General features: G+C 40.8%; 27 protein-coding genes. 14 read left to right on the top strand and 13 right to left on the bottom strand.

From position 1 onward, the window contains the following. Positions 1–5: 5 nt before the first annotated feature. Positions 6–1,712 (bottom strand): methyl-accepting chemotaxis protein, encoded by a 1,707-nt coding sequence (locus tag J9317_RS02380; protein ID WP_211556195.1) that lies wholly within the window; start codon positions 1,710–1,712, stop codon positions 6–8. A gap of 488 nt (positions 1,713–2,200) precedes the next feature. Here J9317_RS02380 and J9317_RS02375 point away from each other — a divergent pair, with 488 nt between their 5' ends. Further along, positions 2,201–3,538, top strand: a complete 1,338-nt coding sequence (locus J9317_RS02375; protein ID WP_211556194.1) for an amino acid permease — start codon at positions 2,201–2,203, stop codon at positions 3,536–3,538. A 188-nt stretch (positions 3,539–3,726) separates the two neighbouring features. Here the strand turns inward: J9317_RS02375 and J9317_RS02370 are convergent, their stop codons facing one another. After that, a complete protein-coding gene (locus J9317_RS02370; RefSeq protein ID WP_211556192.1) occupies positions 3,727–3,879 on the bottom strand; it encodes a hypothetical protein in 153 nt (50 codons plus the stop codon). A 414-nt stretch (positions 3,880–4,293) separates the two neighbouring features. Then, positions 4,294–5,364 (bottom strand): permease, encoded by a 1,071-nt coding sequence (locus J9317_RS02365; RefSeq protein ID WP_211562052.1) that lies wholly within the window; start codon positions 5,362–5,364, stop codon positions 4,294–4,296. Positions 5,365–5,493: 129 nt separating this feature from the next. Here J9317_RS02365 and selD point away from each other — a divergent pair, with 129 nt between their 5' ends. The 10 genes from selD to J9317_RS02315 all read left to right on the top strand — a co-directional run bounded on the left by selD (position 5,494) and on the right by J9317_RS02315 (position 14,059). Then, the gene (selD, locus tag J9317_RS02360) at positions 5,494–6,546 is read left to right on the top strand and encodes a selenide, water dikinase SelD (protein ID WP_211556190.1); all 1,053 of its coding nucleotides are present in this window, start codon (positions 5,494–5,496) and stop codon (positions 6,544–6,546) included. A gap of 21 nt (positions 6,547–6,567) precedes the next feature. Continuing rightward, positions 6,568–7,611 (top strand): tRNA 2-selenouridine(34) synthase MnmH, encoded by a 1,044-nt coding sequence (mnmH, locus tag J9317_RS02355; protein ID WP_211556188.1) that lies wholly within the window; start codon positions 6,568–6,570, stop codon positions 7,609–7,611. A 699-nt stretch (positions 7,612–8,310) separates the two neighbouring features. Beyond that, positions 8,311–8,790 carry a hypothetical protein gene (locus J9317_RS02350; RefSeq protein WP_211556186.1) on the top strand — a complete coding sequence of 160 codons (480 nt, stop codon included), beginning with the start codon at positions 8,311–8,313 and terminating at the stop codon, positions 8,788–8,790. 312 nt (positions 8,791–9,102) lie between these two features. Further along, positions 9,103–9,543 (top strand): hypothetical protein, encoded by a 441-nt coding sequence (locus tag J9317_RS02345; protein WP_211556184.1) that lies wholly within the window; start codon positions 9,103–9,105, stop codon positions 9,541–9,543. Between the two features lie 528 nt (positions 9,544–10,071). Next, a complete protein-coding gene (locus J9317_RS02340) occupies positions 10,072–10,449 on the top strand; it encodes a YwqH-like family protein (protein WP_211556182.1) in 378 nt (125 codons plus the stop codon). A gap of 18 nt (positions 10,450–10,467) precedes the next feature. Then, positions 10,468–10,761, top strand: coding sequence for a YwqI/YxiC family protein (locus J9317_RS02335; RefSeq protein WP_211556181.1), 294 nt, complete (start codon positions 10,468–10,470; stop codon positions 10,759–10,761). A 71-nt stretch (positions 10,762–10,832) separates the two neighbouring features. Further along, on the top strand, positions 10,833–12,338 hold the full coding sequence (locus tag J9317_RS02330) for a ribonuclease YeeF family protein (RefSeq protein ID WP_211556179.1): 1,506 nt from the start codon (positions 10,833–10,835) through the stop codon (positions 12,336–12,338). Positions 12,339–12,385: 47 nt separating this feature from the next. Beyond that, positions 12,386–13,153 (top strand): ABC transporter ATPase, encoded by a 768-nt coding sequence (locus J9317_RS02325; protein WP_211556176.1) that lies wholly within the window; start codon positions 12,386–12,388, stop codon positions 13,151–13,153. 4 nt (positions 13,154–13,157) lie between these two features. Then, positions 13,158–13,616 (top strand): DUF5085 family protein, encoded by a 459-nt coding sequence (locus tag J9317_RS02320; protein WP_249291959.1) that lies wholly within the window; start codon positions 13,158–13,160, stop codon positions 13,614–13,616. Beyond that, positions 13,613–14,059, top strand: a complete 447-nt coding sequence (locus J9317_RS02315; RefSeq protein WP_211556174.1) for a DUF5085 family protein — start codon at positions 13,613–13,615, stop codon at positions 14,057–14,059. The genes J9317_RS02320 and J9317_RS02315 overlap by 4 nt, the downstream gene beginning before the upstream one ends. A gap of 99 nt (positions 14,060–14,158) precedes the next feature. On the opposite strand, the gene J9317_RS02310 is transcribed toward J9317_RS02315, so the two are convergent. Continuing rightward, positions 14,159–14,644 carry a hypothetical protein gene (locus J9317_RS02310; protein WP_211556172.1) on the bottom strand — a complete coding sequence of 162 codons (486 nt, stop codon included), beginning with the start codon at positions 14,642–14,644 and terminating at the stop codon, positions 14,159–14,161. Positions 14,645–15,031: 387 nt separating this feature from the next. Further along, entirely contained in the window at positions 15,032–15,424 is a 393-nt protein-coding gene (locus tag J9317_RS20475; RefSeq protein ID WP_249291958.1) for an SEC-C metal-binding domain-containing protein, read from the bottom strand. Positions 15,425–15,524: 100 nt separating this feature from the next. On the opposite strand from J9317_RS20475, the gene J9317_RS02300 reads away from it, so the two are divergent. Both J9317_RS02300 and J9317_RS20970 read left to right on the top strand, forming a co-directional pair. After that, entirely contained in the window at positions 15,525–16,466 is a 942-nt protein-coding gene (locus J9317_RS02300) for a hypothetical protein (protein WP_211556170.1), read from the top strand. Next, complete coding sequence (locus J9317_RS20970) at positions 16,390–16,701, top strand: SEC-C metal-binding domain-containing protein (RefSeq protein ID WP_431190664.1); 312 nt, start codon at positions 16,390–16,392, stop codon at positions 16,699–16,701. Before J9317_RS02300 ends, J9317_RS20970 begins: the two co-directional genes overlap by 77 nt. Positions 16,702–16,742: 41 nt before the next feature. On the opposite strand, the gene J9317_RS02290 is transcribed toward J9317_RS20970, so the two are convergent. From J9317_RS02290 to J9317_RS02280, 3 genes are all read right to left on the bottom strand, one after another. Next, entirely contained in the window at positions 16,743–17,093 is a 351-nt protein-coding gene (locus J9317_RS02290) for a CopG family antitoxin (RefSeq protein WP_211556165.1), read from the bottom strand. Further along, positions 17,086–17,355, bottom strand: a complete 270-nt coding sequence (locus tag J9317_RS02285) for a BrnT family toxin (RefSeq protein WP_211556163.1) — start codon at positions 17,353–17,355, stop codon at positions 17,086–17,088. The genes J9317_RS02290 and J9317_RS02285 overlap by 8 nt, the downstream gene beginning before the upstream one ends. A 206-nt stretch (positions 17,356–17,561) precedes the next feature. Then, positions 17,562–18,533, bottom strand: coding sequence for an aldo/keto reductase (locus J9317_RS02280; protein WP_211562047.1), 972 nt, complete (start codon positions 18,531–18,533; stop codon positions 17,562–17,564). A gap of 95 nt (positions 18,534–18,628) precedes the next feature. On the opposite strand from J9317_RS02280, the gene J9317_RS02275 reads away from it, so the two are divergent. Further along, complete coding sequence (locus J9317_RS02275) at positions 18,629–19,075, top strand: MarR family winged helix-turn-helix transcriptional regulator (RefSeq protein WP_211556161.1); 447 nt, start codon at positions 18,629–18,631, stop codon at positions 19,073–19,075. A gap of 233 nt (positions 19,076–19,308) precedes the next feature. Here J9317_RS02275 and J9317_RS02270 read toward each other — a convergent pair whose 3' ends face one another. The 5 genes from J9317_RS02270 to J9317_RS02250 are packed head-to-tail and all read right to left on the bottom strand — an operon-like array spanning position 19,309 to position 22,309. After that, positions 19,309–19,593, bottom strand: coding sequence for a DUF4176 domain-containing protein (locus J9317_RS02270; RefSeq protein WP_211556159.1), 285 nt, complete (start codon positions 19,591–19,593; stop codon positions 19,309–19,311). After that, positions 19,586–20,290 carry a hypothetical protein gene (locus tag J9317_RS02265; RefSeq protein WP_211556157.1) on the bottom strand — a complete coding sequence of 235 codons (705 nt, stop codon included), beginning with the start codon at positions 20,288–20,290 and terminating at the stop codon, positions 19,586–19,588. The genes J9317_RS02270 and J9317_RS02265 overlap by 8 nt, the downstream gene beginning before the upstream one ends. A 23-nt stretch (positions 20,291–20,313) precedes the next feature. Further along, positions 20,314–21,642: an LXG domain-containing protein gene (locus tag J9317_RS02260; protein ID WP_211556155.1), complete on the bottom strand. Its 1,329-nt coding sequence runs from the start codon at positions 21,640–21,642 to the stop codon at positions 20,314–20,316. 19 nt (positions 21,643–21,661) lie between these two features. After that, positions 21,662–21,931: a DUF5344 family protein gene (locus tag J9317_RS02255; RefSeq protein WP_211556153.1), complete on the bottom strand. Its 270-nt coding sequence runs from the start codon at positions 21,929–21,931 to the stop codon at positions 21,662–21,664. A gap of 15 nt (positions 21,932–21,946) precedes the next feature. After that, positions 21,947–22,309, bottom strand: coding sequence for a YwqH-like family protein (locus J9317_RS02250; RefSeq protein ID WP_211556151.1), 363 nt, complete (start codon positions 22,307–22,309; stop codon positions 21,947–21,949). Positions 22,310–22,336 lie beyond the last annotated feature (27 nt).

Genomic DNA, 22,336 nt, shown 5'->3' with positions numbered 1-22,336 from the left:
CCTTCTTAGAGCTGAAACTTCTTGATTAAACCGTTCATTTGTTCGACCAACCCGGTCAGCATTTTTGCACTGGAAAAAATGCTGTCAATCGAGTGGCTTTGTTCATGTGCAGCAGCAGAAATTTCTTCGGATCCTGCAGCTGCTTCCTCGGATGCCGCAGCAATATGTTCGACGGATTCATTGATTTCCTGGCCGGATTCCTGAACAGAGCTAAAAATAGATGAAATGTTCTTTACCTGGTCTGACATTTCAGCTACCTGGCCTTTAATATCCGAAAATTGTTTCCTCGTTAACTCAAATTGTTCTGATCCTTTATGGACCTCCGCAAATCCCTGTGTCAAATCCTTCGCTATGCCAGTCGTCTCCTCTTTCACACTGTAAACAATGGATGAAATACTTTGACTGGAATTTGATACTTGCTCAGCCAGTTTTCGAACTTCGCTTGCAACGACTGCAAACCCTTTTCCAGCCTCTCCCGCTCTGGCTGCTTCAATGGAAGCATTGAGTGCTAAAAGGTTTGTTTGATCGGCGATGGACCTTATGACATCCACAATCTCAGAAATGGATTGGGTCTTCGCTTCTAAACCTTGCACTTTATGAACAGATGTTTCAACGAGTTCATTGATGATTTTCATTTGCTTCTGTGACTCATGCATCTGTTCATCTCCATTAATGGAGACTTGAAGAATTTGATTCGTAAAATCTACTAATTTCACTGTATTTTCTTTAGCGTTTGCCATTTCGTCACTAAACGCTTGCGTATTCAAAGAAATTTTGACAGCATTCTCCGCTTGAGAGTGACCATTTCTCGAAATATCTTCGATGGTTATGGCAATCTGCTCGCTTCCCTGTTTCACTTCTTCCGTCGATTCAAGGAGAGTGGTACTTTGCTGGTCCACCTCTTTGGAAAGATTCGAGATGGAGGAAATCATGTCACGAAGACGCTGTCCCATATAGTTAATGGATTTCGACAGCTGACCAATTTCATCTGTTCCCTCATAATCCAAGTTCTTTACATTTAATACGCCGCCTGCTATCTCCTCACTCACCTTAATCACATTATTCAAGTTCTTCCTTAAGTTCATGCTGACTAAATAAAGCAGCAAAAACGAGAGGCAGATGGAAGCAACGGCCGTAATGATGAGAATCAGCGTAACATTTGATAGATGGTTTAAAGAGGTATCCATTGCTTTCTCACTGGAGCCAGCTGCTGCATTTTTCAGTTCATCCCCGAGCTTCGATGTATCCTCTTTCAGCTTATTGACCAGTGCCTGCATTTCTTTATACTCGGCTGTATTGATCTGCTGAACGTTTGGAACCACCACGCTGAAGAACTGCTGATCCAATTTATTGTTATTGTCAATAAGCTTGTTGAAGGTAGAGATTTGTTCCCTGCTCAGCTGTGGCTTTAACTTTTTAGCTGTTTCGACGAATTTTCCGCTGTACTGCAAATACTCATTCAGCTTCTCATCATCCGAAAGCAAAATGTATTCAGGAATCAGCAGATATTTTTCCTGATAGAGAGAAACAAGCTCTCCCGCATACATAGACAGTTCATTTTTCGACTTTGTCTCTTTCAATTCACGGCTTGATAAATCCAGATAAAAATAAGTTATAAGTACAGATACTAAAAATGCTGCCGCAGCAAATGAAAAAATAAGGTTATACTTCCCGCGGATTTTGATATTTTTCCACTTCATCTTTTGAAACAAATGATTCCCTCCCCATGTACGCCTGATTCATAGACATAGTGAAAGCGACTATCTCTTTGTATTCGCTTCCAATATTTTGGTGCTAACCCTTATATCGGTCAATATACCTACTTTTGTAGAGTGATTTAAATTTATATGTTTTTTACAAACATCCTTTCTGAAAGAGTGGACACTAACGTTAAAGGGTAAAAAATCTTCCAAGCTCTTTTCAACTTATCTAGTTCATCTTGAAGTTCCTTATTCACTGCATCTGAGTCACTCTCATTATTTCATCCATCAAGTTTGCAGCTTTCATCTTTTTGTACCTAAAACGTATTAAAACGAATTATATTTTCCCTCTATTTAAGAAATAACTGAACTTACATGCTAAAAATAAGAAAATTGACGGTGAGCAGCAACGCACTTATACTAGTAACTTGAATGCACAAAAGCGGAGAAGCGTTTAAGTGAAATAGATAGATTGTATATCAGGAAGGCAGGACGACTTTATGGAACAGAACAATACTCTTAGAAAAGGCTTGCTGCCGAGGCATGTCCAATTCATCGCGCTTGCGGGGATGATTGGTACAGGTATTTTTAAAGGCAGTTCCGATACATTGAATATGGCAGGACCGAGCGTCGTGTTTGCTTATTTGCTTGGGGGCCTCCTACTGTTTATTGTCATGTCAGCACTGGCGGAGATGGCCTCTGTCTACCCGAATCACAATACCCAGCATTTACTTTCAAAGGCTTTTGGTGCCAAAACATCCTTTATTGCCGGATGGCTTTACTGGATTAACTGGATCATTGTTACGGTTGTTGAGGTTTTAGCTGCCGGAAGCTTTTTGCAGTTCTGGTTCACATCCATACCATTGTGGGTGCTCGCTCTTATTTGTGCGGTATTTATCATTTCCATTAACCTTACTCAAGTAAAATTTTATGGAGAATTTGAATTTTACTTTGCCGGGATTAAGATCATTACGCTAACCCTTTTTATCATCCTGGGTCTTAGCATGATCTTCGGCATTATTCCTAGCCCTGTTGAGGATCCGCTTTCGAATTACACAGCTCACGGCGGATTTTTCCCGAATGGTGCAGCCGGCATGTTCGGTGCACTCCTCGTTGTCATGTTTTCCTATGGCGGAGCTGAATTGATCGGGGTTGCCGTTACCGAAACAAAGGATGCTGAAAGAGTGCTTCCAAAAGTCATTAAAAGCACTGTGATCCGAGTCATCCTATTCTACGTATTGCCGATTTTAATCATTTGCGGCTTAATTCCGTGGAACGAGGTATCCGGAAAGGAAAGTCCATTTGTTCAAGTCTTTACTGCAATCGGCATTCCCGGAGCAGCCCACGTCATGAACTTCGTGCTGCTGACAGCTGTGCTATCCGCAGCCAATTCCGGGATCTACGCAACATCCAGAACGTTATACTCCATGGCTCAAAACGGAGAAGCACCCAAAAAGCTTGCCAGGCTATCTAAACAGGACATCCCGATTAACGGAATTGCCCTTACAGCCATTGCTCTTACCTTTGGCGTATTCCTGGCCTACCAAACACCTGATGAAGTCATCAGCTATTTAATGACCATTCCCGGATTTACTGTGTTGCTGATTTGGCTTGGCATCTGTCTCGCCCAAATCAAGCTTCGCAACCACTATCCGAAGGAGCCTTTTTTCAAGCTGAAATGGGCACCATTTACAACGATTGCTGCCAGTCTGTCTTTGGCCGTCATTTTTATATCCTTTGTGCTTAATAAAGACAATGTGATTGGGACTTCGGTTTGCCTTGGAATTTTGGTTGTTTTGGTGGTTGTTTCGTTTTTTTATCCGAAACGTGCAAAATAATTGAAGAACAAGATAGAAAATCAAAACAGTAAAAAACACCTTCGAAAGTAGAAACATACTTTTTGAAGGTGTTTTTTTGCGGGCAGCGGCGATGTAAAGCAAACTGCCCCGCAGGAAAAAAAGGACAATCGGATGAAATGCCGGAGCTGATGATTAAACTACTTTCAATCGTTTAACGGCCAACCAAGTTATTCCTTAGATTTCACTTCTAGCCATTCTTTTGGCGTATACCCCTTCAATTCCCATCTTGGAATTTGCCTGCCAACTTCTTCTGCAAGTTCCAGAACCTGCAGGGCAAACTTCCTGGAAAAGAATTTGAAATAAGATTGCAAAAAGCCCATGACCGCATCCATTTCTGATTTATCGTTGTAGATGGTAATCAGTTCAGCCTGGAGCTTGGCCGCATCTTCATCTGGAACATGGTACCTTTCTCATTTCCTCTGCTAAATCCCTTATTCCGGTTTCGGATACTGCCTTTAGTTTGGCAAGCCTTTCATCACTGAGTGGAACAGTTATTCAGCATAAATCTTGAAATTTCATCATAAGTTAGGAGATTTTCATCATAACTTACAGAATTTCATCATAAGTTCGAGAGTTTTCATCATAAGTCTATGAAAATTCATCATAACCTGGGGAATCTGTAAGCTTTACTTTTAATGAGAACGGCTATGTATCTAATTCTAATGCTTAATTCCTCTTACATACAAAAAACCAACCCCGCACCGCAAAAAAGCAGAACAGAGTTGGTTGCACTCTTACAATATAAGCATCCCTATTAACCCGGCTGCTATCCCAAGCAGTACTACGGAACCTGCCACAAACGCAAGCACCTTTTTCGGAAAAGAACCGGCAACGATTAACAGTGACGGGAGGCTGACAGCAGGAAGCGTGATGAGAAGCGCTCCGGCCGGTCCTGCACCGAGACCCATCGTCATAAAGGTCTGGATGATGGGAATTTCGGCTGCGGTCGGAATGACGAAAAGCATGCCGGCGACAGCGAATAGAATTAGAACAAGTATGCTGTTAGCGGCAGCTTCACCAACGTTCGGGAATAGCCAGACGCGTGCTGCGCCAAGCAGAAGAACGGAAAGTACATAAGCCGGGACGACATAAAGGAGCATCGTTCCAAGGCTTTTCCCCCATCTCGCAAGAAAGGAGCCGGATTGGGCTTGTTCCGCTTCTTCCATCAGCTTTTCTGCCGGAAGCGGCGGTTCCTCCTTCATGAAGCGGTTGGCCAGGTAGCTGACGCCGAATGTCAGGATGAGTCCAAAAGCAAGACGAAGTAAGGTGAATTTCCAGGAAAGCACAAAGGTCATGAAGACGAGAACGGCCGGGTTCAGCACTGGGTTCCCGATCCAGAAAGCGAGACTTGCTCCCGCTGATACGTTCTTTTTCCGCATGCCTACCGCCATCGGGGCGGCACAGCATGTGCACATCATGCCAGGAAGGGAAGCCAGCCCTCCGGCAGCCGTGCTGCCGAAGGTTGTTTTACCGAGAACACGCAAAAGCCATTGGGACGGAATCAGCACCTGAATGAGCGAGCCAAGCACGATGCCGAGAATCGCTGCTTTCCAGACGGCTTTAAAATAAACCGCGGCATATTCCCATGCGCTGCTCCACGATGGAGAAGCGCCTGCTTCAGGGCTTCCGAGAATCGAGTCTCCGATAGAGTGGGTGGAAGCCGCAATCCAGGATTTTTCAAGATACGGCACCCATTTTACATATAATAGACCTGCAGCAGCAATCACTAGAAACAGAGTCACAAGCCATACGGTTTTTTTACCCGACGGCTGTGTTTGCTGAAGAGCACTTTGAGCCATTTTCATTCCCCGTTTCAATAGAATTAAGACAATATCCAATTATATCACGTCAGACATCCAGCAGGCCTGTGCCAAGCTTTTTCGGGAAAGGTCATTTATAATAATCATAGTGAATACAGAAAGGTTGGCGTCATTATGACACAAAAAATAAAATTAACATCCTTATCCACAAAGGGCGGCTGCGGCTGCAAAATCGGACCGGCTGATTTGCAGGAGGTCATCCGCTCACTTCCCCCTGCCATGCCGAATCCCGATTTGCTTGTCGGACTTGATACGAGCGATGATGCAGGCGTATACCGTCTTACGGACGACCTTGCGATTGTCCAGACGCTTGATTTCTTCACTCCCATCGTTGATGATCCATACTCCTTCGGCCAGGTGGCGGCTGCGAACGCGATCAGCGACATATATGCGATGGGAGGCAAACCGCTTACGGCCCTGAACATTGTTGCCTTCCCGATTGCGGATCTGGACAAGCAAATCCTTGCAGACATCCTTCGCGGGGCAGGCGATAAGCTAAAAGAAGCCGGCGCAACCCTTGTCGGAGGCCACTCTATCGAAGATAAAGAGCCGAAGTTTGGTTTGGCGGTAACCGGAACGGTCCATCCTGATAAAGTGAGGGCCAATACAGGCGCAAAGCCCGGTGATAAACTGATTTTAACGAAACCAATCGGGGTCGGTATCCTGACTTCTTCCATTAAGAGAGACTTGCTTACCGAGGATGAAGTTGCACGGGTTACAGAAGTCATGGCGACCCTGAATAAAACAGCGGCTGAGACGATGGCGTCGTATGATGTCCACGCGTGTACCGATGTTACAGGCTTCGGATTGCTTGGACACACTTCTGAGATGGCAAAAGGAAGCAAGGCGGGCATTCGGATTGCAAAAGAGGCCGTTCCTATCCTTCCAAGAGTCCGGGACCTTGCAGAGCAGGGCGTCATTCCGGGCGGAACAAAAAATAACTTTGCTCATTTGCAGGGTGATGTTACGTTCCCGAATGGCATGGATCAGATTGATCAGTATATTTTGTGCGATGCGGTGACATCGGGAGGACTGCTGATCTCGGTTGCAGGGGATGAAGCTGATGCCCTGCTGAAAGACCTTCAGGACGCAGGTGTGGAAGCGGGTATGATCGGAGAGGTAACGGCGGATCACCCCGGCCATATTGTCGTTTCTGAAAAGTTTTGATGGGAGAAGGGCGGAATAACAGTGTTTCAGGATCTTTCGGTAGAACAGCTATTAGCAATGCAAAAAGAAAAGAAAATCGTGGCGGTGGATGTCCGTTCTCCATCTGAATACAAGGAAGCGACTATTCCCGGCGCCTTGAACATCCCCCTTTTTAACGATGAGGAGCGGGCTGAGATCGGCACCATCTATAAACAGGTCGGCGTTCAAGCGGCAAAGGACCGCGGACTCGAAATCGTGTCGGCAAAGCTTCCGGAATTCATAAAAACATTCAGCGCCATCCCCCAGCATAAGGCTGTCTTCTGCTGGAGAGGAGGCATGCGGAGCCGAACGTCCGCCACTGTCCTTGATCTAATGGGCATCAAAACGTTCCGGCTGGATGGCGGAGTGCGGGCGTATCGCCGGTGGATCGTCGATCAAATCGAAAACATCGACTTCAAACCGGAAGCCTATTTGCTGAACGGCTATACCGGATCAGGGAAAACCTGGCTGCTCCATCAACTTCAAGCGAAGGGCTACCCTGTGCTGGACCTGGAAGGAATGGCGAACCACCGGGGTTCCATCTTCGGCCAGATTGGCCTGAAGCCCCACAACCAGAAGACCTTCGACTCTCTGCTCATAAAAGATGCCCTCCCGCTCCAGTCATCCCCTTTCGTTGTCCTGGAAGCGGAAAGCAAGCGAATCGGAAAAGCCGTCCTCCCGGAATTTATCGCGGAAAGGAAAGAACAGGGAACCCAGCTGTTCCTCGATATTCCTAGGACGGAACGTGCAAGGTTCCTAGTCGAAGACTACCAGCCATGGAAGCATCATGAAGAGTGCATGAAGGCCTTCTACCGGATAAAAGCCCGCATTCATACACCGGCAGCCGCTCAAATTGAAGCGTCCCTCAACGCAGGCGAATACGAGGACGCGGTCATGCTGCTGCTTGAATACTACTATGACCCGCGCTATGAGCACACTGCAATGCGGTATTCGGAGGAAGAGAGAATTACGCTTTCTGTGAAAAACGCGGAGGAAGCGCTGACTGAGCTGGTGAAGATTTTGCCGGTGCCGGTTAAGACGGTGTAAGAAAAAGACCATTGAAAAAGCACTTTGCTTCAGAGCAAAGTGCTTTTTCATATGCTCAGGGAATTGCTGCTGGCTACTCTTCCCTCTTTTTAGTTCTTGCTGCCATTGGAAAATGCTAAAAATCTCATACTAGACTTGTCCCATCTTCCTATACTTGCGGTTTAATGCCAGTGCCGAAAAAGAGATGGTTCCAAAATTATTATTGTCTCTTCTTACGTCCTATATAAATTGCTAGGAATATTGATACTTTAATATATATTTTTAGTGACACGCTGATCAATATATGGGTATTTATATATAAACATGATATAAACAGTCAAGAGCAATCCGAATTATGAAAAACAGCATTAAGAATTGATTTCACAGTATAGAAATGAGGAAAGAAATCGATGAGTAAATTGTCAGTTGGAGATTTTTATGTTTTGAGGAAGCTGCTTGAGACAGTAAGGCAAAGCCCAGCGTCCCTTGCAGGAGCACTTTCGCTGGGGTCAGGAATGCAATTGCTGGTGTGGTTCTTGACCTATAACGTTGCCGGGAGATATACGTATTATCCTAACATAGAAGAAATTAGAAATATTCATCTTATCGTTACTATTATATTATAGAAATATTCATCTTATCGTTACTATTATATTAATTGCTTTTTCTATCCTCTTTTCCATTCCCGTCGTTTATAAGAAAGGGGAAAGAATTCAATATTTGATGAGTATACTGACCACCCAAAATCTTGGAGCTTCTTTTTTTCTAATGGCCTTGTTTCTTCTTGGTGAAAAAGAAGGAATAAATGAAAATACGCTTATATCTTTTACGATCATTTCCATGTTTTTCGGAGCATTGATACTTGTTAGTACTTTTATAAGATATTTTCTTTTATTATATCGGGGGCATTATAAAAGGGATTCTGCCTCTGATAAGAGAAGGGGAGAAAAAGGCTTCCACTTGCCAATTATAGTCACAGGAAGCATAGCTTTAATTTATATCATTCAGCAAGCGGTTAAAGTATTTGGCTTTGCTGACATAGAGACAATATCTATTATTGTTTTATTTAGTTCTATTTCATATGCCATCATTTATGTTCTTCCAGAGCAGCTTATTATTTTATATTGTAAATATCGTTTTAAGAGCTTTACCTTTAACGAAAGAGGCTATTTATATTCTGAGACTGATATTAAACGATAGGATTGGAGAAAGGTATGTCCAAAAAATTATTAGCGGAAGATTTCGAGGTTTTTAGAGGTCCTTTCATATCCGGAAGACAAAGTCCTGATTCTTTAGGCGGCAATCTATTACTATCCATTGTTTTGCAATGGTTCTGGTTCTTTCTGACACAATTTATAGGCCAGTATTCCATTTTTCCACACAAGGACCAGATCTTCTCATACTTGTTTTGGTCAGGCTTCGCACTAAGCGGTTTATCAGCTGTTTATTCAATTCCTTTTATCTATAGAAGTGATTATCGTATCCCAGAGCATATTTGGTTTTTTTCCTCTATTGATGGCATTGATAAATTTAGGTACGGCTGAATCAGGATTGGCCCTTGACCAAAAGACCTTAATTGGTTTTTCAACAACCATCCTTTTCATTGGATTACTTGTTTTTCTGGTTACCATTTTGAGATTAGCCATTCTTTTACATAAAGGACATTATAAACAGGGTACAAAAAAAGACACTTTAAGAAGAAAATATGAAAAAGCAGATTACATTCCCGGGGCCATTCTTGCCGGCATCGGAATTGTATATTTTATTATATTTATATTTACTAACATACAAACAGGATTTTCAACACTCATGATTGCAAGTGCCATATGCATTCTTATATTTTTTACCATGATGTTTGTTCTTCCAGAGCAGCTATTGTTATTGTACTGCAAGTTTAAATTCAAAAGCTTCAACTTTAATAAAAGAGGCTATCTTTTCTCGGAAAAGGATTAAGACTGTAAAAAGCCATGAATATTATCGAGTAGCTTCGTTATATCGTTTCTTTTGCGGGTCCGGTCGTATTAGTGGGAGGCGAGTATCTTTTACTATATGTGAACACTGTCCCGGTAAAGATCCGCTTGCTATCTTAAAGGTTCCTCAGCAAACTTGCATCTTTCAGCATAAATCTTAAATTTTCATCATAAGTTACTAAAATTTCATCATTAGTCAGTCAAAATTCATCATAAGTTGCGGAATTTTCATCATAAGTCTATGAAAATTCATCATAAGCTTGCGAATCTCCTGAATCGTTCACTATTATTTTTACGTAACCTTATAAGTTCTTAGTCAGAATTATTTTCTAGCCACAGCCTGCGATTTGTATCTCTTAGGTTTTAATTTTGTTAAATTTGGAAAATAGAACTATATACTTATACATAATTGGATATTTGTAACTTTATATCTATTTTCATATAGTGTATTATTTGTGAAAATATTGAAAGATAATGGAAATTCGGGTTAATTTATTAGGAGGTATCTAGTTTGCTGGGATATTATTATGACCTGCTTAGAGAGAAAAAAGAGCACCTATCAAGGCTGACTGCATTTAGCAGTACATTAAACAGCAAGTTGGCGGAATTCAGTGCGATCGAGCAAAAATGCATGGAGCCGGATCTGACTGATGAAACCTGGAACGGAAAACATGCTGATACGTTTGATGAGATGCGGGAATCCGGCATAAAAACTTCCTTTCAGGAAATAACCGGGACTCAGTTCTCAAAAATTTTTAAAGCAATTGCAGAGAAGATTACATCCCTTAACGCAGAAATTAAATCTATTCAAGCAGCCATCGCGTCCCTAGAAGCGCAGGCAGCAGCTGAAAGGGCAAGAGAAGCGGAGCAGGCCGCTGCAAAGAAGTAATAGAAAAGGAGAATTGAGATGTCCTCAGAAATAAAAATTGTATACGGTGAAGCCGAACAGGGTCTGCAATCTATATCCATTGCCGCCAAAGCGTTCAAGCCAAGCGCAGAAGATCCAATATCCGGAAACACACTGGATGTCGTAACAGAGCTAACCGATCTTTCCAGCCGGCTGGAGAAGCTCTTAGTAACCTATCATTCTATCCTTATACAGAATGTGGAAACCACAAGACAATGCATTGCTTATATGAAAAATGCCGATGATACGGCTTCCACTACCATAAGGCGTTCCGGACCTTTAGAAATGGAATAGGCACTAAAAGCGCTGAATGGAAAAGAAATTACGTTTATCTTAAGCAATTGTTGCAGAAAGAGGTTGAATGTATGAAGGTTTTAGACGTAAAGCCTTTTCATGAGGGCATACAGCGTAATATAAGCATGCTGTCCAGGCTGGAAACAGAGGTTCAGGCAATTGAAAAATCAATTTCTGCCCTGGCTGCAATGGACGATGCGCTGAAAGGAGCCGGCGGTGAGGCTATCCGCTCCTTCTACGAAAGCTGCCACATCCCGTTCCTGGAATATTTCAAATCATTTAAAATAAGCTTCACTACTATTTTAAAAAATATGGACAGCGCTCTTACTTCTCTTGAATCAAACGAATCAGGCTTCATCCGGCAGGAATTTCTTGAAGGCGAAGTAGAGCGGGGGTTAACTTCTTTTGGAAAAATTACCGGCGAACTGACCGATGAGACCAACACCAGCTTGACTCAGGTATCAGACATTGTTGCATTACCCAATCTCGACGACAGTGACGTCCAGACAGATATCAGCCAGGCTCAAAAACTGCGTGATCAAACCATTCAGCAGCTAAACGAGTTTGATTCCTCACAGCTCGCAGCCCTTAAATCGGTTTCCGATGAGATTAATAAAATGAAGCTTTGGGTGGATGATGTTGAAACGATGATGTCATACGGTCTTACCGACTTTGATTTTCCTGCTTCGGAATGGAGTGTATTAACTGCGGCTGCTCCTATAAGAAAAGGGATTGACAAAAATAATGGAAAAGCAGTATCAAGCCCGGAAAAAGGAAATACAGTAAACGATTATTTTACGATGGCTGATCGATTTAAAACAGCTCTTTTTGATGTAAACATAAGCAGAAAAATGTATGGAGCACGTAACGGACTGAATATTGAAAGAGGCCTTGACCATGCTTCAGGCAAATATCTTCCACGTATTACCGCAACCGAAGAAGCACTAAAATCGCTTGGCATCAAAATTGAAGAAAATAGTCAGGTTTATAAAGAATTAATGAGAGGCCTTCCGAAAGACCGTTCAAAATGGAAGCCAAGACACTATCAAATTGCAAAAACAAGGACAGCTACTATTAAGTTTAGTACAATGAAGTCTGGCAGTAACGGTTGGTCTAAAGCAGGGAACGATATTCTTAAAAATAATCAGCACTTGCAATACTGGAATAAGGATGCAAAAAACTTAGAAAAAGTAAAGACGATTGGAAAAGCTACTGTTAAAGGCGCAGCAGAGGCAGTTACCGATGTAGCAGATTACAAGAATTATATAAAACAAGCGAAAATTTTAGCACCGGTTGGAGCAGCATTGAGCTTTTCTGATAATTACCAGGATGCAAAAAAAGATGGACTTGATAATACGAAAGCGGTTGGAAGAGCTACAGTGGATACATTGGTGGAAACTGCGGTAACTGGCGCTGTACAGACAGGATCAACAGCTTTATTTACAGCAGTAATACCGATTCCTGGAGTAGGTACAGCGGTTGGGGCTGCGGTTGGATTAGGACTAAATTACCTGCTTACCAAAGAAGACAAAAAAGGAAAGTCCGTTATGAATAGCATTAAAGATTGGTTCCACTGATTTAGCATTTAAGAAGAAATTTCCCTAAAATGAAATGAGGTAATACATTGAAGAAATACTTGTCTGTTGAAGATTTTAGAGTTCTCCGAAAGCCGCTAGAAAGCGGGAGGCAAAGCCCAAATTCCCTTGCAGGTGCACTTTTACTTGGCTCAGCTTTACAATTTTTAGTTTGGTTTTTAACCTATAATGTGGCCGGTAAATACACTAATTATCCTAATTCAGATGAAATTAGGAATGTTCATTTCATTATTACGATGGTATTGATTGGGTGTTCTATTCTTTTTTCTTTTCCATTTGTTTACAAAAAAGCTGAAAAAATACAGTATTTAGTAAGTATAATAACGACCCAAAATTTTGGAGTTTCATTTTTTTTAATCGCTTTGTTTTTAATAGGTGAAAATGAAGGAATAACAGAAAATATGCTAATATCCTTTACGAATATAGCAATGTTTTTTGGAATATTGTTATTGGTTTGTATTTTTGTTAGATATAGCATTTTAATAAATCGAGGACATTATAAAACTGGTTCTTCCTCTGATATACGGAGGGAAAAAATTGAAAAGAGGCTTCATCTGCCAACTATAATTGTGGGAAGCACAGCATTGGTTTTTATTATTCAACATGTAGTTAGAGTTTTGGGTCTAGCTAGCATAGAGACAATAGCAATGGTTGCTATATTTATTTCTATTTCGTATACGATTATTTATGTTCTTCCAGAACAACTCATCATTTTATATTGTAAGTATCGTTTTAAAAGCTTCAATTATAATGAAAGGGGCTATCTTTACTCAGAAACGGAAGAAAAGGAGCGGTAGACAAATGCCCATTGAAAAAAAACCATTAATTTTTGATCATTTGATTACTTACGTTATCAGCCAGCCAAAGAATAATTGGCAGGAGGGCAATTTCGTTATGGAAACGCTCCTTCTCTCACATGACATATATAGAAACGGCCCTATCTTTTTTACATACAATGAGGCAGTCAGGAATGCTGAGACCGGCAATTTTACTTACTTTATGCCAATCAACGATTCGATCACCTTTGAGAAGAATGGCGATTTTCAATATATGGATACGTTCACAGTTGATAATGCACTGGTTTTACGTCAGGCCCAAGAAGAGCCCGATTTTTATGCTGCCTATCAGAAGGTAAAGGATTATGCCACAGAAAATGAGATCCAATTAACGGAAACCTATTATTGTGTTCTGCTGGAGGTATATGGGGAGTACATGATTGATCTTTACGTGCCAATCAAGGAAGAAGGCTATGCTTCATGATCGAGGAAAATACTGAGATTACTTACAGAAACGTAGCCTCCAAATATTATCGTTTCGTGCCGGATGAAATCGGACTTGCCATTCGGGATTTCCAAAAGCTCCTTGCAGATAAAGGAGTTACCCCGAAGGGTCCGCTGTTTTTTTCCATACTCAGCGACCCGAATTCAGAGGTGATGACATCGGAAATATTTATACCTATTGAGGAAGACAGAATTGAAGACCGAAAAGAGCACGACATTACGTTTAAAAGCTATTTTGGTGTCTATGGATTAATTACAGCCAGAATAGCTGGAGAATTCAACGAGAAGTCACAGGAAACCTATTGGGAATTAGCTCAATATCTGGAAGTGAATGAATTACCTCAGACAACTCCTTTTTTTGTGGAACTCAAACAAACCTATGATGGTACTTCGTATGTAGAAATGAGTATTGGAGCTTTTTAAAATATAGAGCCCCCCGAATAAAGATTAATATCATTTATTCGGGTTTTTTTCTGCATTATTTTCAAGCTAAACAACAATCGTATATGTACTGAAATGTGACTAACGCATATCAAACATTTTACTAATTTGGTTTTTGATTTTTAATATACTATAGATGGATTTTTCAAGTGATTTTTGCATTTTTTTTGATTGAGAATCTTCACCTGAATTTATTAAACTTATTATGCCTTTAGAATCTTTGTGATTGCCAATCATTAACTCCGATAATTTGAGATAGGGAGTTACCGTATTTTTAATTTCTTTATGGTCAAATTTTGAATCTGCACTTTTTTGAAAAACCTGTATTTTGGGTTTTAATTCTTCTATTTCATTTACAATTAAATCAACCATATCTAATCTTTCAAAAGGACTCTCAAGCAAATAAATACATTTATCGCACAGTTTATCTAGTTCAAGCAAAAATTCTAATCTTTCTTCAGCTTTTCTTACCATTTCCTGAAACATTTCGTCTTGTTGAAGTTCTGCAAATAAGCTTGCTCTATCGTCCTCTTCATCTTTTGATGAACGAAATAATTTTTTCCACATCTTATAACCTCCTTATTTATCCGAAATTCGTCATGTGGTAATTATATTCAGTGTATTTCATAAAATGCAAGCGTGAAAGTAAAGTATGCAAATTACGTGCTGCCTGGTTTACCAAGCGGTTTCTTATGTTTGTACCAATCTCATTTTCAAAGCGGTATCTATTAATAATATCCATTGTTGGCTTAATATGTGTCATTCAGCATAAATCTTAAATTTTCATCATAAGTCACTGAAAATTCATCATAAATTTGAAAATTTCATCATAAGTCACACAAATTTCATCATAAGCTGCGGATTTTTCATCATAAGCTGGTGGTTGATGCAGATCTATTTTCTTATCGCATGAATGATTGAATTTCCCCTCTAAATTAACCTTTTCGTACCGATTTACTGCTCCATTCGCTTGTTATTACTCAGTCCGCAGCACTTTTTAAATTTCTTGCCACTGCCGCACTTGCAAGGTTCATTTCTGCCAATTGCAGGTTCAGCTTTCAATGTTCTTGTTGTATTTTTGGATTCCCCTGCCTCTAAATAGTCCGGAAGCAATGAAAGCTTTTTCGCATACCGCTTTGGATTAAATAGCTCATTATCATTCATGACATACCACATTTCTTCTGCAAGTATAGCGGCGATCATCTCTTTTGACTGTTCTGTTTTGAACCCTGAATCAACTAACCGGTTTAATGTCTGTTTCGTGCACTTTGGATCATTCATCTTCAGCTGATTTTCTACTGCTTCTAATATGTGAGATTTCAACTTATAGTTAACCACTTTCTCCATCTCCCATTCCTCCTGTTTTTCTATTATTATACCTGCCTCATTCCTGCCAATGCTAAAATAGTGGAAGGAAAGATAAACGTATTTAAAGGAGCATCAGCTAATGCCTAACTTTCTAAAAACCCTTCAGCCCTTCATACTAAGCGAAGACCCGATTCTCCAGGATTTCGCACTAAAAAAAATCGATGACGCCCGTTTGGGAAACGATGAGACCTTCCACCTTGCACTGGATGCTAACGATAAAAACACGCCTAACAATCAGACCAATACCATATTGCCCTATACATACTCCTATCAGATCGGTCAGGCTGGCGCTCAGCGGCTGGTGGATCTTCTTAAGAAAAAGGATCACAACCTGTACTGGTATCGTACGATTTTCAGCCATTTGGATTCCGAACGAATTGAGGGACATTTTGAAGAGGTCCGGCCCGTTATGGAAGAGGAGCATCTTACTCAGCTGGAAAGCATCATTAAACTCAATCACCTTTCAATCAGTGAACTCCAGAATGAACACTCAAGGGTCACTGATGAAATGGAATCTCAAGGGCTTTATAATGACAACCTTTATACGTATTGCAAGCGTATTACAGATCGTTTGATTAAATGGAACGCCTATACATCAGAGGAAATTGAGGAGATCATCCAGCAAGAAACGAAACAAGATTATTTTACCTATAAAGGCTATATGGCTGTCTATGCTGCAGGCGAACTGAAAATCCATTCGTTAGTTGAAGATCTTGCAAAACTGACGTTGCGCGGCAGGGAAGAAATCCTGGTTGAAGAAGTGGAAGCAGCGTTAATCAAAATCGGCACCGATGAAGTAATCACATGTGTAGCCCCCTGCGCACTGGATCCAGATGAATTTTACTCATCCATAGCGGTACTGAAAAATAGTAAATCTGAGCTTGCTGTCGAAAAACTTTTATCCCTCTTCGATTCAAGCCACCGATCTTACAGCGAAAACACTGATGGCAGAAGCGTTATGCAGCCAGCTGTCAACCGAGGCCATTCCCAAACTGGTAGACTTTATGGAACAAGGATATGACAATGGTCTTCTTGAATTTGAAAGGGATCTGTACGCAACCTGCATAATCAGCGGCGTGGACCACCCGAAACTGCAAACATGGAAATCGATAATCGAAAAAAGAGAAGCGAAAACCACTAGGGGGAGGATCGTATTCACACCGCCAGCACCCTCTGCCCCAACAAACAATATCACCCGCAATGCTCCATGCCCTTCCGGAAGCGGGAAGAAGTACAAGAAGTGCTGCGGGAAATAGGATGTGAAAAAACCACCTGGAAGGGTGGTTTTGTGTGTATTTTAGTACAAAATTTTCTCTCTCTTCTCTTCTTCATAGACTCTCTCTGCCACAAACTGCTTTAATAAAGTCTGATAGGGTACATTTTTCTTTTCAGCCACCTTCTGAAGCCGGGACAGCAGGTCGCTTTCTATTCTAAGGTTAATGGGCTTAGTGGACTGCTTGCGGGGTAAAGGCAAATCCTCCTCATCTTCAATATGTGTTTCATTCAGCAAGCCCTCGCTCATTGCATGCTTCTCCCAAAATTGCTTTGTTTCTTCTTCTGTCATATTTTGAGGAATTTCATTCAGGTCATCAATGAAAACTCTGCCTAGCTCATCCATTCTTTTCTTGTTTCTTCTAGCCTCATCCATCTTTACTGCCTCCTTTTTCTATTGTATGATTTTCGTTCTGTTTCCGTTGCATCCCATCCTGTGATAGGTCTAATCTTCTTCTCACGCTTTGTAAAATGATGGCCAGTAACCGTCCATCTTCTGTCATGCCGATAATTTTTCTATTTCCACTATGTGCATGATGTATGCTCCGGTCCGGATCGTAAAAAGCTTCTTCCGCTTCCTGAGGTGAAATGTCATGCTGAAATATATGCTTGATATTTCCTCGATCCCAATCGAACACAGACCTCACTTCTCCTACTATTTCCGTATCCACATCTGTATATACATTATATTCTGTAACTTTGCATAATACAATTCTGGTTTGAACTATCGCTTGTTCTTCCCTATCAAAACTAAACTGCCATCCAGAACAAATAAAAAGAACGCCTCACCGGCGTTCAATTTAAACCATTCGTATTTTTTCAATCAAATTATACATCCGAATAATCAAACCAGCCCATGCGGCACATACAGCTCTTCCAAACTCTCTATCTCTTCCTCTGTTAATCTCATAGACAATGCCGAAACCGCATCTTCAAGATGGTTCACCTTTGTCGCTCCGATGATCGGAGATGTGACTTCCTCCTTCTGCAGAATCCAGGCAAGTGCAATTTGTGCACGCGGAACGCCACGTCCAGCTGCCACTTCCGCTACTCTCTCCGCTACTTTCCGGTCCGCTTCCTCTGTTCTTGAAAACAGCGCCTTTGCAACCTGGTCATTTTCAGATCGGTGGGTCTGCTCTCTCCATTCCCGTGTTAACCTGCCGGCAGCCAGCGGCAGGTATGGGGTGACGCCCACTCCCTCCTCCTTGCAAAGCGGCAGCATTTCCCTTTCTTCCTCCCGGTAAAGCAGGTTGAGCCTGTTTTCCATGGAGATAAAGCGGGTCCAGCCATGAAGCTCCGCCGTATGCTGAGCTTTCAGGAACTGCCAGGCAAGCATAGAGGAAGCTCCGATGTAACGGACTTTTCCTGCCTTGACTACATCGTGAAGAGCCTCCATCGTTTCTTCAATCGGGGTATGCGGATCCCAGCGATGAATCTGGTACAAATCGATGTAGTCCATCCCAAGCCTCTGCAGACTGTTATCAATCTCAGTCATGATCGCTTTACGGGAAAGCCCCATTCCATTCGGACCCTTTCGCATTGGCACAAATACCTTCGTGGCAACGACGACCTCATCCCGCCGGGCAAAATCCTTTAAAGCGCGCCCTACGATTTCTTCACTCGTTCCATCGGAATACATATTCGCCGTGCTGAAAAAATTGATGCCCATATCAAGTGCTTTTTTAATAATGGGCCTGCTCTCCTCTTCACTTAGCGACCACGGAGTATTGCCGCGTTCCGGCACACCGAAGCTCATACATCCAAGACACAGCCGCGAAACATCCAACCCAGATCTCCCAAGCTTTACATAGTTCATCTCATCATCCACCCCTTCGCCATTAGGTTGATACGTCAACCCAAACACATCGTAGCACCTTGAGGTTGATACGTCAACCGTGATATGATAGCTGCATGAAGAAAAAACAAATCACTCAAGAAGAAATGAACATATGGCATATGTGGAAAGGCTCTTATCAGAGCATCTTTGGCCGCGTCGTCAAAGACCTGACAGACCAAACTGGACTATCTGAGGGGGATTTCGGAATACTTGACCGGCTCGATCAATTTGGAAACGGCGAGCTCCGCCAGCAGGAACTCGCTGACTCCATGAACTGGGACAAAAGCAGACTATCCCACCACCTGACACGAATGGAAAAGCGCGGACTTGTTGTAAGGAAACCATCAGACTCAGATCGAGGAGTTCAAGTTATTATTACGGAAGCTGGAAAAACCGCTTTGAATGAAGCTCTTCCGGTTGTTTCGGAGGCTATAAGAGAGCATTTTTTGAGTTTGTTGACGGAGGAGGATGTGGAGTCGATTGGGAGGATTGGGGAGAGGGTGAGAAAAAGTTACTCTTAAATAAATTACCTACCATGGAAACCGCCCTACTGTAATCATCAGGGCGGTTATTTCAGCAGTTTTAAGGTAGGATGAGATATAAATTGCATAAAAATTTGGTAGTTCAAGATGTTGAGGTGTTAAGGGGTACCTTAGTATCGGGTTATTTTATTTAAAACTTTTTTCGGCGATTTAAATTACTGACCAAATCTCTAATTCTACGTTCTTAATGGAACTTATTAAGTCACAAACACTTATTCTGCAGTTGCCTTTTGCAGCACTTTCTGAAATTCCTCTTCTTCAGAATCAATGTGACCTTTAAAAACAACTTCGGCAATATTTTCATGATTAAAGACATATGTATATTCCTGTGATACGTACCCTTCTGGATATGGTGCAGATAGATAATCAAATAACTGACCATTTCTATCATCATCTGTTACTAATATTTGTTTTCTCCCATAAATCATAAGTTTAATATTTCCACCTTCTAAAATAACAATAGATCCTATTGGCAAAAGGTTTTCCATTTTATGCATCCGCCTTTTTTGAAGTGATTTTTTTGTTCGAGAATTTTACGAAGTGCAAGTTAGCTTTCATAAAAAAGTACTTGTGGAAATATTTAGCTAAAAGAAAAATAAAGAAAAAGGATAGTCCAAAAAACAATAAATTAAGAAAAGATATCATTATAAAATTTGATACTCCCATAAAATAATTTGCAGCTATGTAGCCTGCTGGTACTGATATACCTGCAATAGTAAAATGCCACTTGGGTGTAGCTTTCTTATCAAATTCTTTTAGGGAAGAAAATTTCTTATTGTAATATCTTATTAAATAGTAAATGGAACTTAAAAATAGCAAACTCAAAGCTATATAATAAATTGGATGAGTAATTCCAATCATATAACTATATTTAAGGCCTACTCCAAAATATGAGAGGGCTCCCACTGCACCGAGATATCCAAAAAAGAGAATAGACTCTAATTCCGTATCCTTAGGATTTCTTACTATTATCCACAGGGCCCAAAGACTGATTAATACTAAAAGAGTCCCTATAAGTATTAGCAAAGGGTTATTTTTCGGAGCTATGAGCGGAATAAGAATGAACAAATCAAGCAAAAAAAATGTTGTTCCTCCAACCAAAAATTTAATCTGAAAAGGAGGAAAAAAACTTAAATGCTCTATTATATGGTCTGGGAGATTCCTGTGTTTTTTATCTTGGCTGATTTTAAACATGATTTACCACCTGTAATTTAGTTTTACTTAAACCATCCTGCAATAGTTTTAATACCTTTTTCTACTCCACTTTTTATACCGTCCGATATGCTGGTTTCTTCTTTTCCAAACTTAACCCCGTCTAATAGATAAGACGCGCCGACTGAAATTCCGAACCCTATTGCTGCTGCTCCTAAAACAGGTGCCCCCAATGCTGTCACTAGCGCAACTGAAGTAGCACCAGCTGCAAGGGTTACAGCTCCTACCCCTACATCAACTATTGCGTCTCCAGTAATTTTAGCATTGGATTCATTGGCTTGAACATTTTCATTTATATTCTCTACAGTTGACACTCCAATGCCAAACCAGCCCAGCTTACTTTTTAATGCTTGTTTTATAGCTGTTGCGGGTCTTACCTGCTCAGCTACATTTGTCAGATTTCCTATTTTCGCCTGACTTTCAACATAATTTTTAGGCAATTTTCTTAGTTCATCTGTTTTAAGTCCAATGGCGGTGCCGCCTCTTATATAGTAAGTGTTGTTTTTACTTGTAATTTCAAATCCTTTTTTCACTGACCATGCAGTACTTCCTAAGGCAATGCCTTCAGAAATAACTCCAAAAGCGCTGCCCGCAGAAGAAACAGGCGCTGTTGCATCAAATAAAATGCCTGTATCCATCACTTCCAAAGCTGTCCAATCCTTCTCACTAATTTTTTCTTGGAGCTTCTGATAGCTCTTTGTTTCTTGCAACTGGGGCATTTTGAAATTACTCACGGACATTTTGTTGCTGCTGAACTTAGATTTAATTTCTTTAGTGTAGCTTTGGAGGACTGTAACATTTTCTATTGTTTCATCAAGTGTTTTAGATTGTTCAGAGTCCATTTTCTGGAGGCTTTTAATGGTTTCTTCAGTACGATTTTTCATTGCTTTCACTTCATCTATTAATTGCCCATCTTTAATATGATTAATTGAGGTTATATCTTTAATCTGATCAATTATAGCATTTACTTCATCTGTAAGACTGATAGTTACATCCTTTACTTTATTAAGGCCCTCAGTTACGTCCTTTTCCAAGAAATTCTCTATAATATAACCGTTGCTTTCCGGCTCGACGGCTTGGATAGCATCAGACATATTTTTTAAATTTCGGCGATATTCAGTTAGTACCCTTCCGTAATAAACTAGAAATGGAATATGGCTTTCCTGATAAAAGGATCGAATAGCATTTGCAGTCTCCCCTTTAAAAGAATCTTCAATAGATAAAAAGGACGATAAAGATTCTGCAAAAACCTTTATCTCTTTCAAATGTTCGTCTATGCTTTTGACAGTAGCATCAATCCCGTCGTTTAAAGCATTTACATCTAAAACTTTCATATGTTAAAATCTCCTGTCTTTATTTATAAGAAGAAGCTACATCCTTATCTGCGTTATCCAGTTCGTTTACTGATTGCTTCGTTAACTGAAGGTTAACTTTCAATAAAGATTTGTATTCTTCTGTTAACAAGTTGATATCTTTGTTAAGCTGATCCATTTTTTCTGCCATGTTCAAAACATTATCGCCTTTAAGAGATATTGTCTTAAAACTTAATCCTTCAGCAGTCTTATTGAGTTGATCCAGGGATTTGTACACTTCTTCCAATTTAACTTTAATTTCGTTGGCCATTTTTCTCTTCCTTTATTAAGCATTCAATGCTTTTAATTTCTCTTCTTCCTCAAGTTGTACAATTTTAGATTTCAATGATGCTATATCTTCTTTTGTTTCATTAATGCAATAAATTACAACACGATATGCCTGAACCAATTGCAAGTAAACTTCTTTATAAGCTTCAGTAAGTTCTCTTCCCCTGGCCTCATTGAATTTATTTGCTGCTTTTCCCGACCAAGTTTTTGCTTCTAAGATAGGTTCTAATATTAATTTCTCATTATCAAGGAAATCCTGATAAATCTCTTCCAATTGTGTTGCAGCATTCTCAAGCTCTGTAAGTTCTTGTTCTTTCTTTGCTAGCTGTTGACGTAATTCGGACATAGACTCACCAAACACTTTATCTCCCTCACTTGTAAAAAAAAT

This window comes from Metabacillus flavus (genome assembly GCF_018283675.1).
Classification (GTDB): Bacteria; Bacillota; Bacilli; order Bacillales; family Bacillaceae; genus Metabacillus_B; species Metabacillus_B flavus.
This window is presented reverse-complemented; position numbering and strand designations above follow the sequence as displayed.

Bases quoted from the DNA above. Each gene is read 5' to 3' on its own strand.
- J9317_RS20475 (WP_249291958.1), bottom strand. From the start codon at position 15,424: ATGGAGAAAGTGGTTAACTATAAGTTGAAATCTCACATATTAGAAGCA.
- J9317_RS02265 (WP_211556157.1), bottom strand. From the start codon at position 20,290: ATGTTTAAAATCAGCCAAGATAAAAAACACAGGAATCTCCCAGACCAT.
- J9317_RS02320 (WP_249291959.1), top strand. From the start codon at position 13,158: ATGCCCATTGAAAAAAAACCATTAATTTTTGATCATTTGATTACTTAC.
- J9317_RS02370 (WP_211556192.1), bottom strand. From the start codon at position 3,879: ATGGGCTTTTTGCAATCTTATTTCAAATTCTTTTCCAGGAAGTTTGCC.
- J9317_RS02280 (WP_211562047.1), bottom strand. From the start codon at position 18,533: ATGAACTATGTAAAGCTTGGGAGATCTGGGTTGGATGTTTCGCGGCTG.
- J9317_RS02255 (WP_211556153.1), bottom strand. From the start codon at position 21,931: ATGGCCAACGAAATTAAAGTTAAATTGGAAGAAGTGTACAAATCCCTG.
- J9317_RS02275 (WP_211556161.1), top strand. From the start codon at position 18,629: ATGAAGAAAAAACAAATCACTCAAGAAGAAATGAACATATGGCATATG.
- J9317_RS02300 (WP_211556170.1), top strand. From the start codon at position 15,525: ATGCCTAACTTTCTAAAAACCCTTCAGCCCTTCATACTAAGCGAAGAC.
- J9317_RS02335 (WP_211556181.1), top strand. From the start codon at position 10,468: ATGTCCTCAGAAATAAAAATTGTATACGGTGAAGCCGAACAGGGTCTG.
- J9317_RS02365 (WP_211562052.1), bottom strand. From the start codon at position 5,364: ATGAAAATGGCTCAAAGTGCTCTTCAGCAAACACAGCCGTCGGGTAAA.
- J9317_RS02270 (WP_211556159.1), bottom strand. From the start codon at position 19,593: ATGCATAAAATGGAAAACCTTTTGCCAATAGGATCTATTGTTATTTTA.
- J9317_RS02260 (WP_211556155.1), bottom strand. From the start codon at position 21,642: ATGAAAGTTTTAGATGTAAATGCTTTAAACGACGGGATTGATGCTACT.
- J9317_RS02330 (WP_211556179.1), top strand. From the start codon at position 10,833: ATGAAGGTTTTAGACGTAAAGCCTTTTCATGAGGGCATACAGCGTAAT.
- J9317_RS02290 (WP_211556165.1), bottom strand. From the start codon at position 17,093: ATGGATGAGGCTAGAAGAAACAAGAAAAGAATGGATGAGCTAGGCAGA.
- J9317_RS20970 (WP_431190664.1), top strand. From the start codon at position 16,390: ATGGCAGAAGCGTTATGCAGCCAGCTGTCAACCGAGGCCATTCCCAAA.
- J9317_RS02310 (WP_211556172.1), bottom strand. From the start codon at position 14,644: ATGTGGAAAAAATTATTTCGTTCATCAAAAGATGAAGAGGACGATAGA.
- J9317_RS02375 (WP_211556194.1), top strand. From the start codon at position 2,201: ATGGAACAGAACAATACTCTTAGAAAAGGCTTGCTGCCGAGGCATGTC.
- J9317_RS02315 (WP_211556174.1), top strand. From the start codon at position 13,613: ATGATCGAGGAAAATACTGAGATTACTTACAGAAACGTAGCCTCCAAA.
- selD (WP_211556190.1), top strand. From the start codon at position 5,494: ATGACACAAAAAATAAAATTAACATCCTTATCCACAAAGGGCGGCTGC.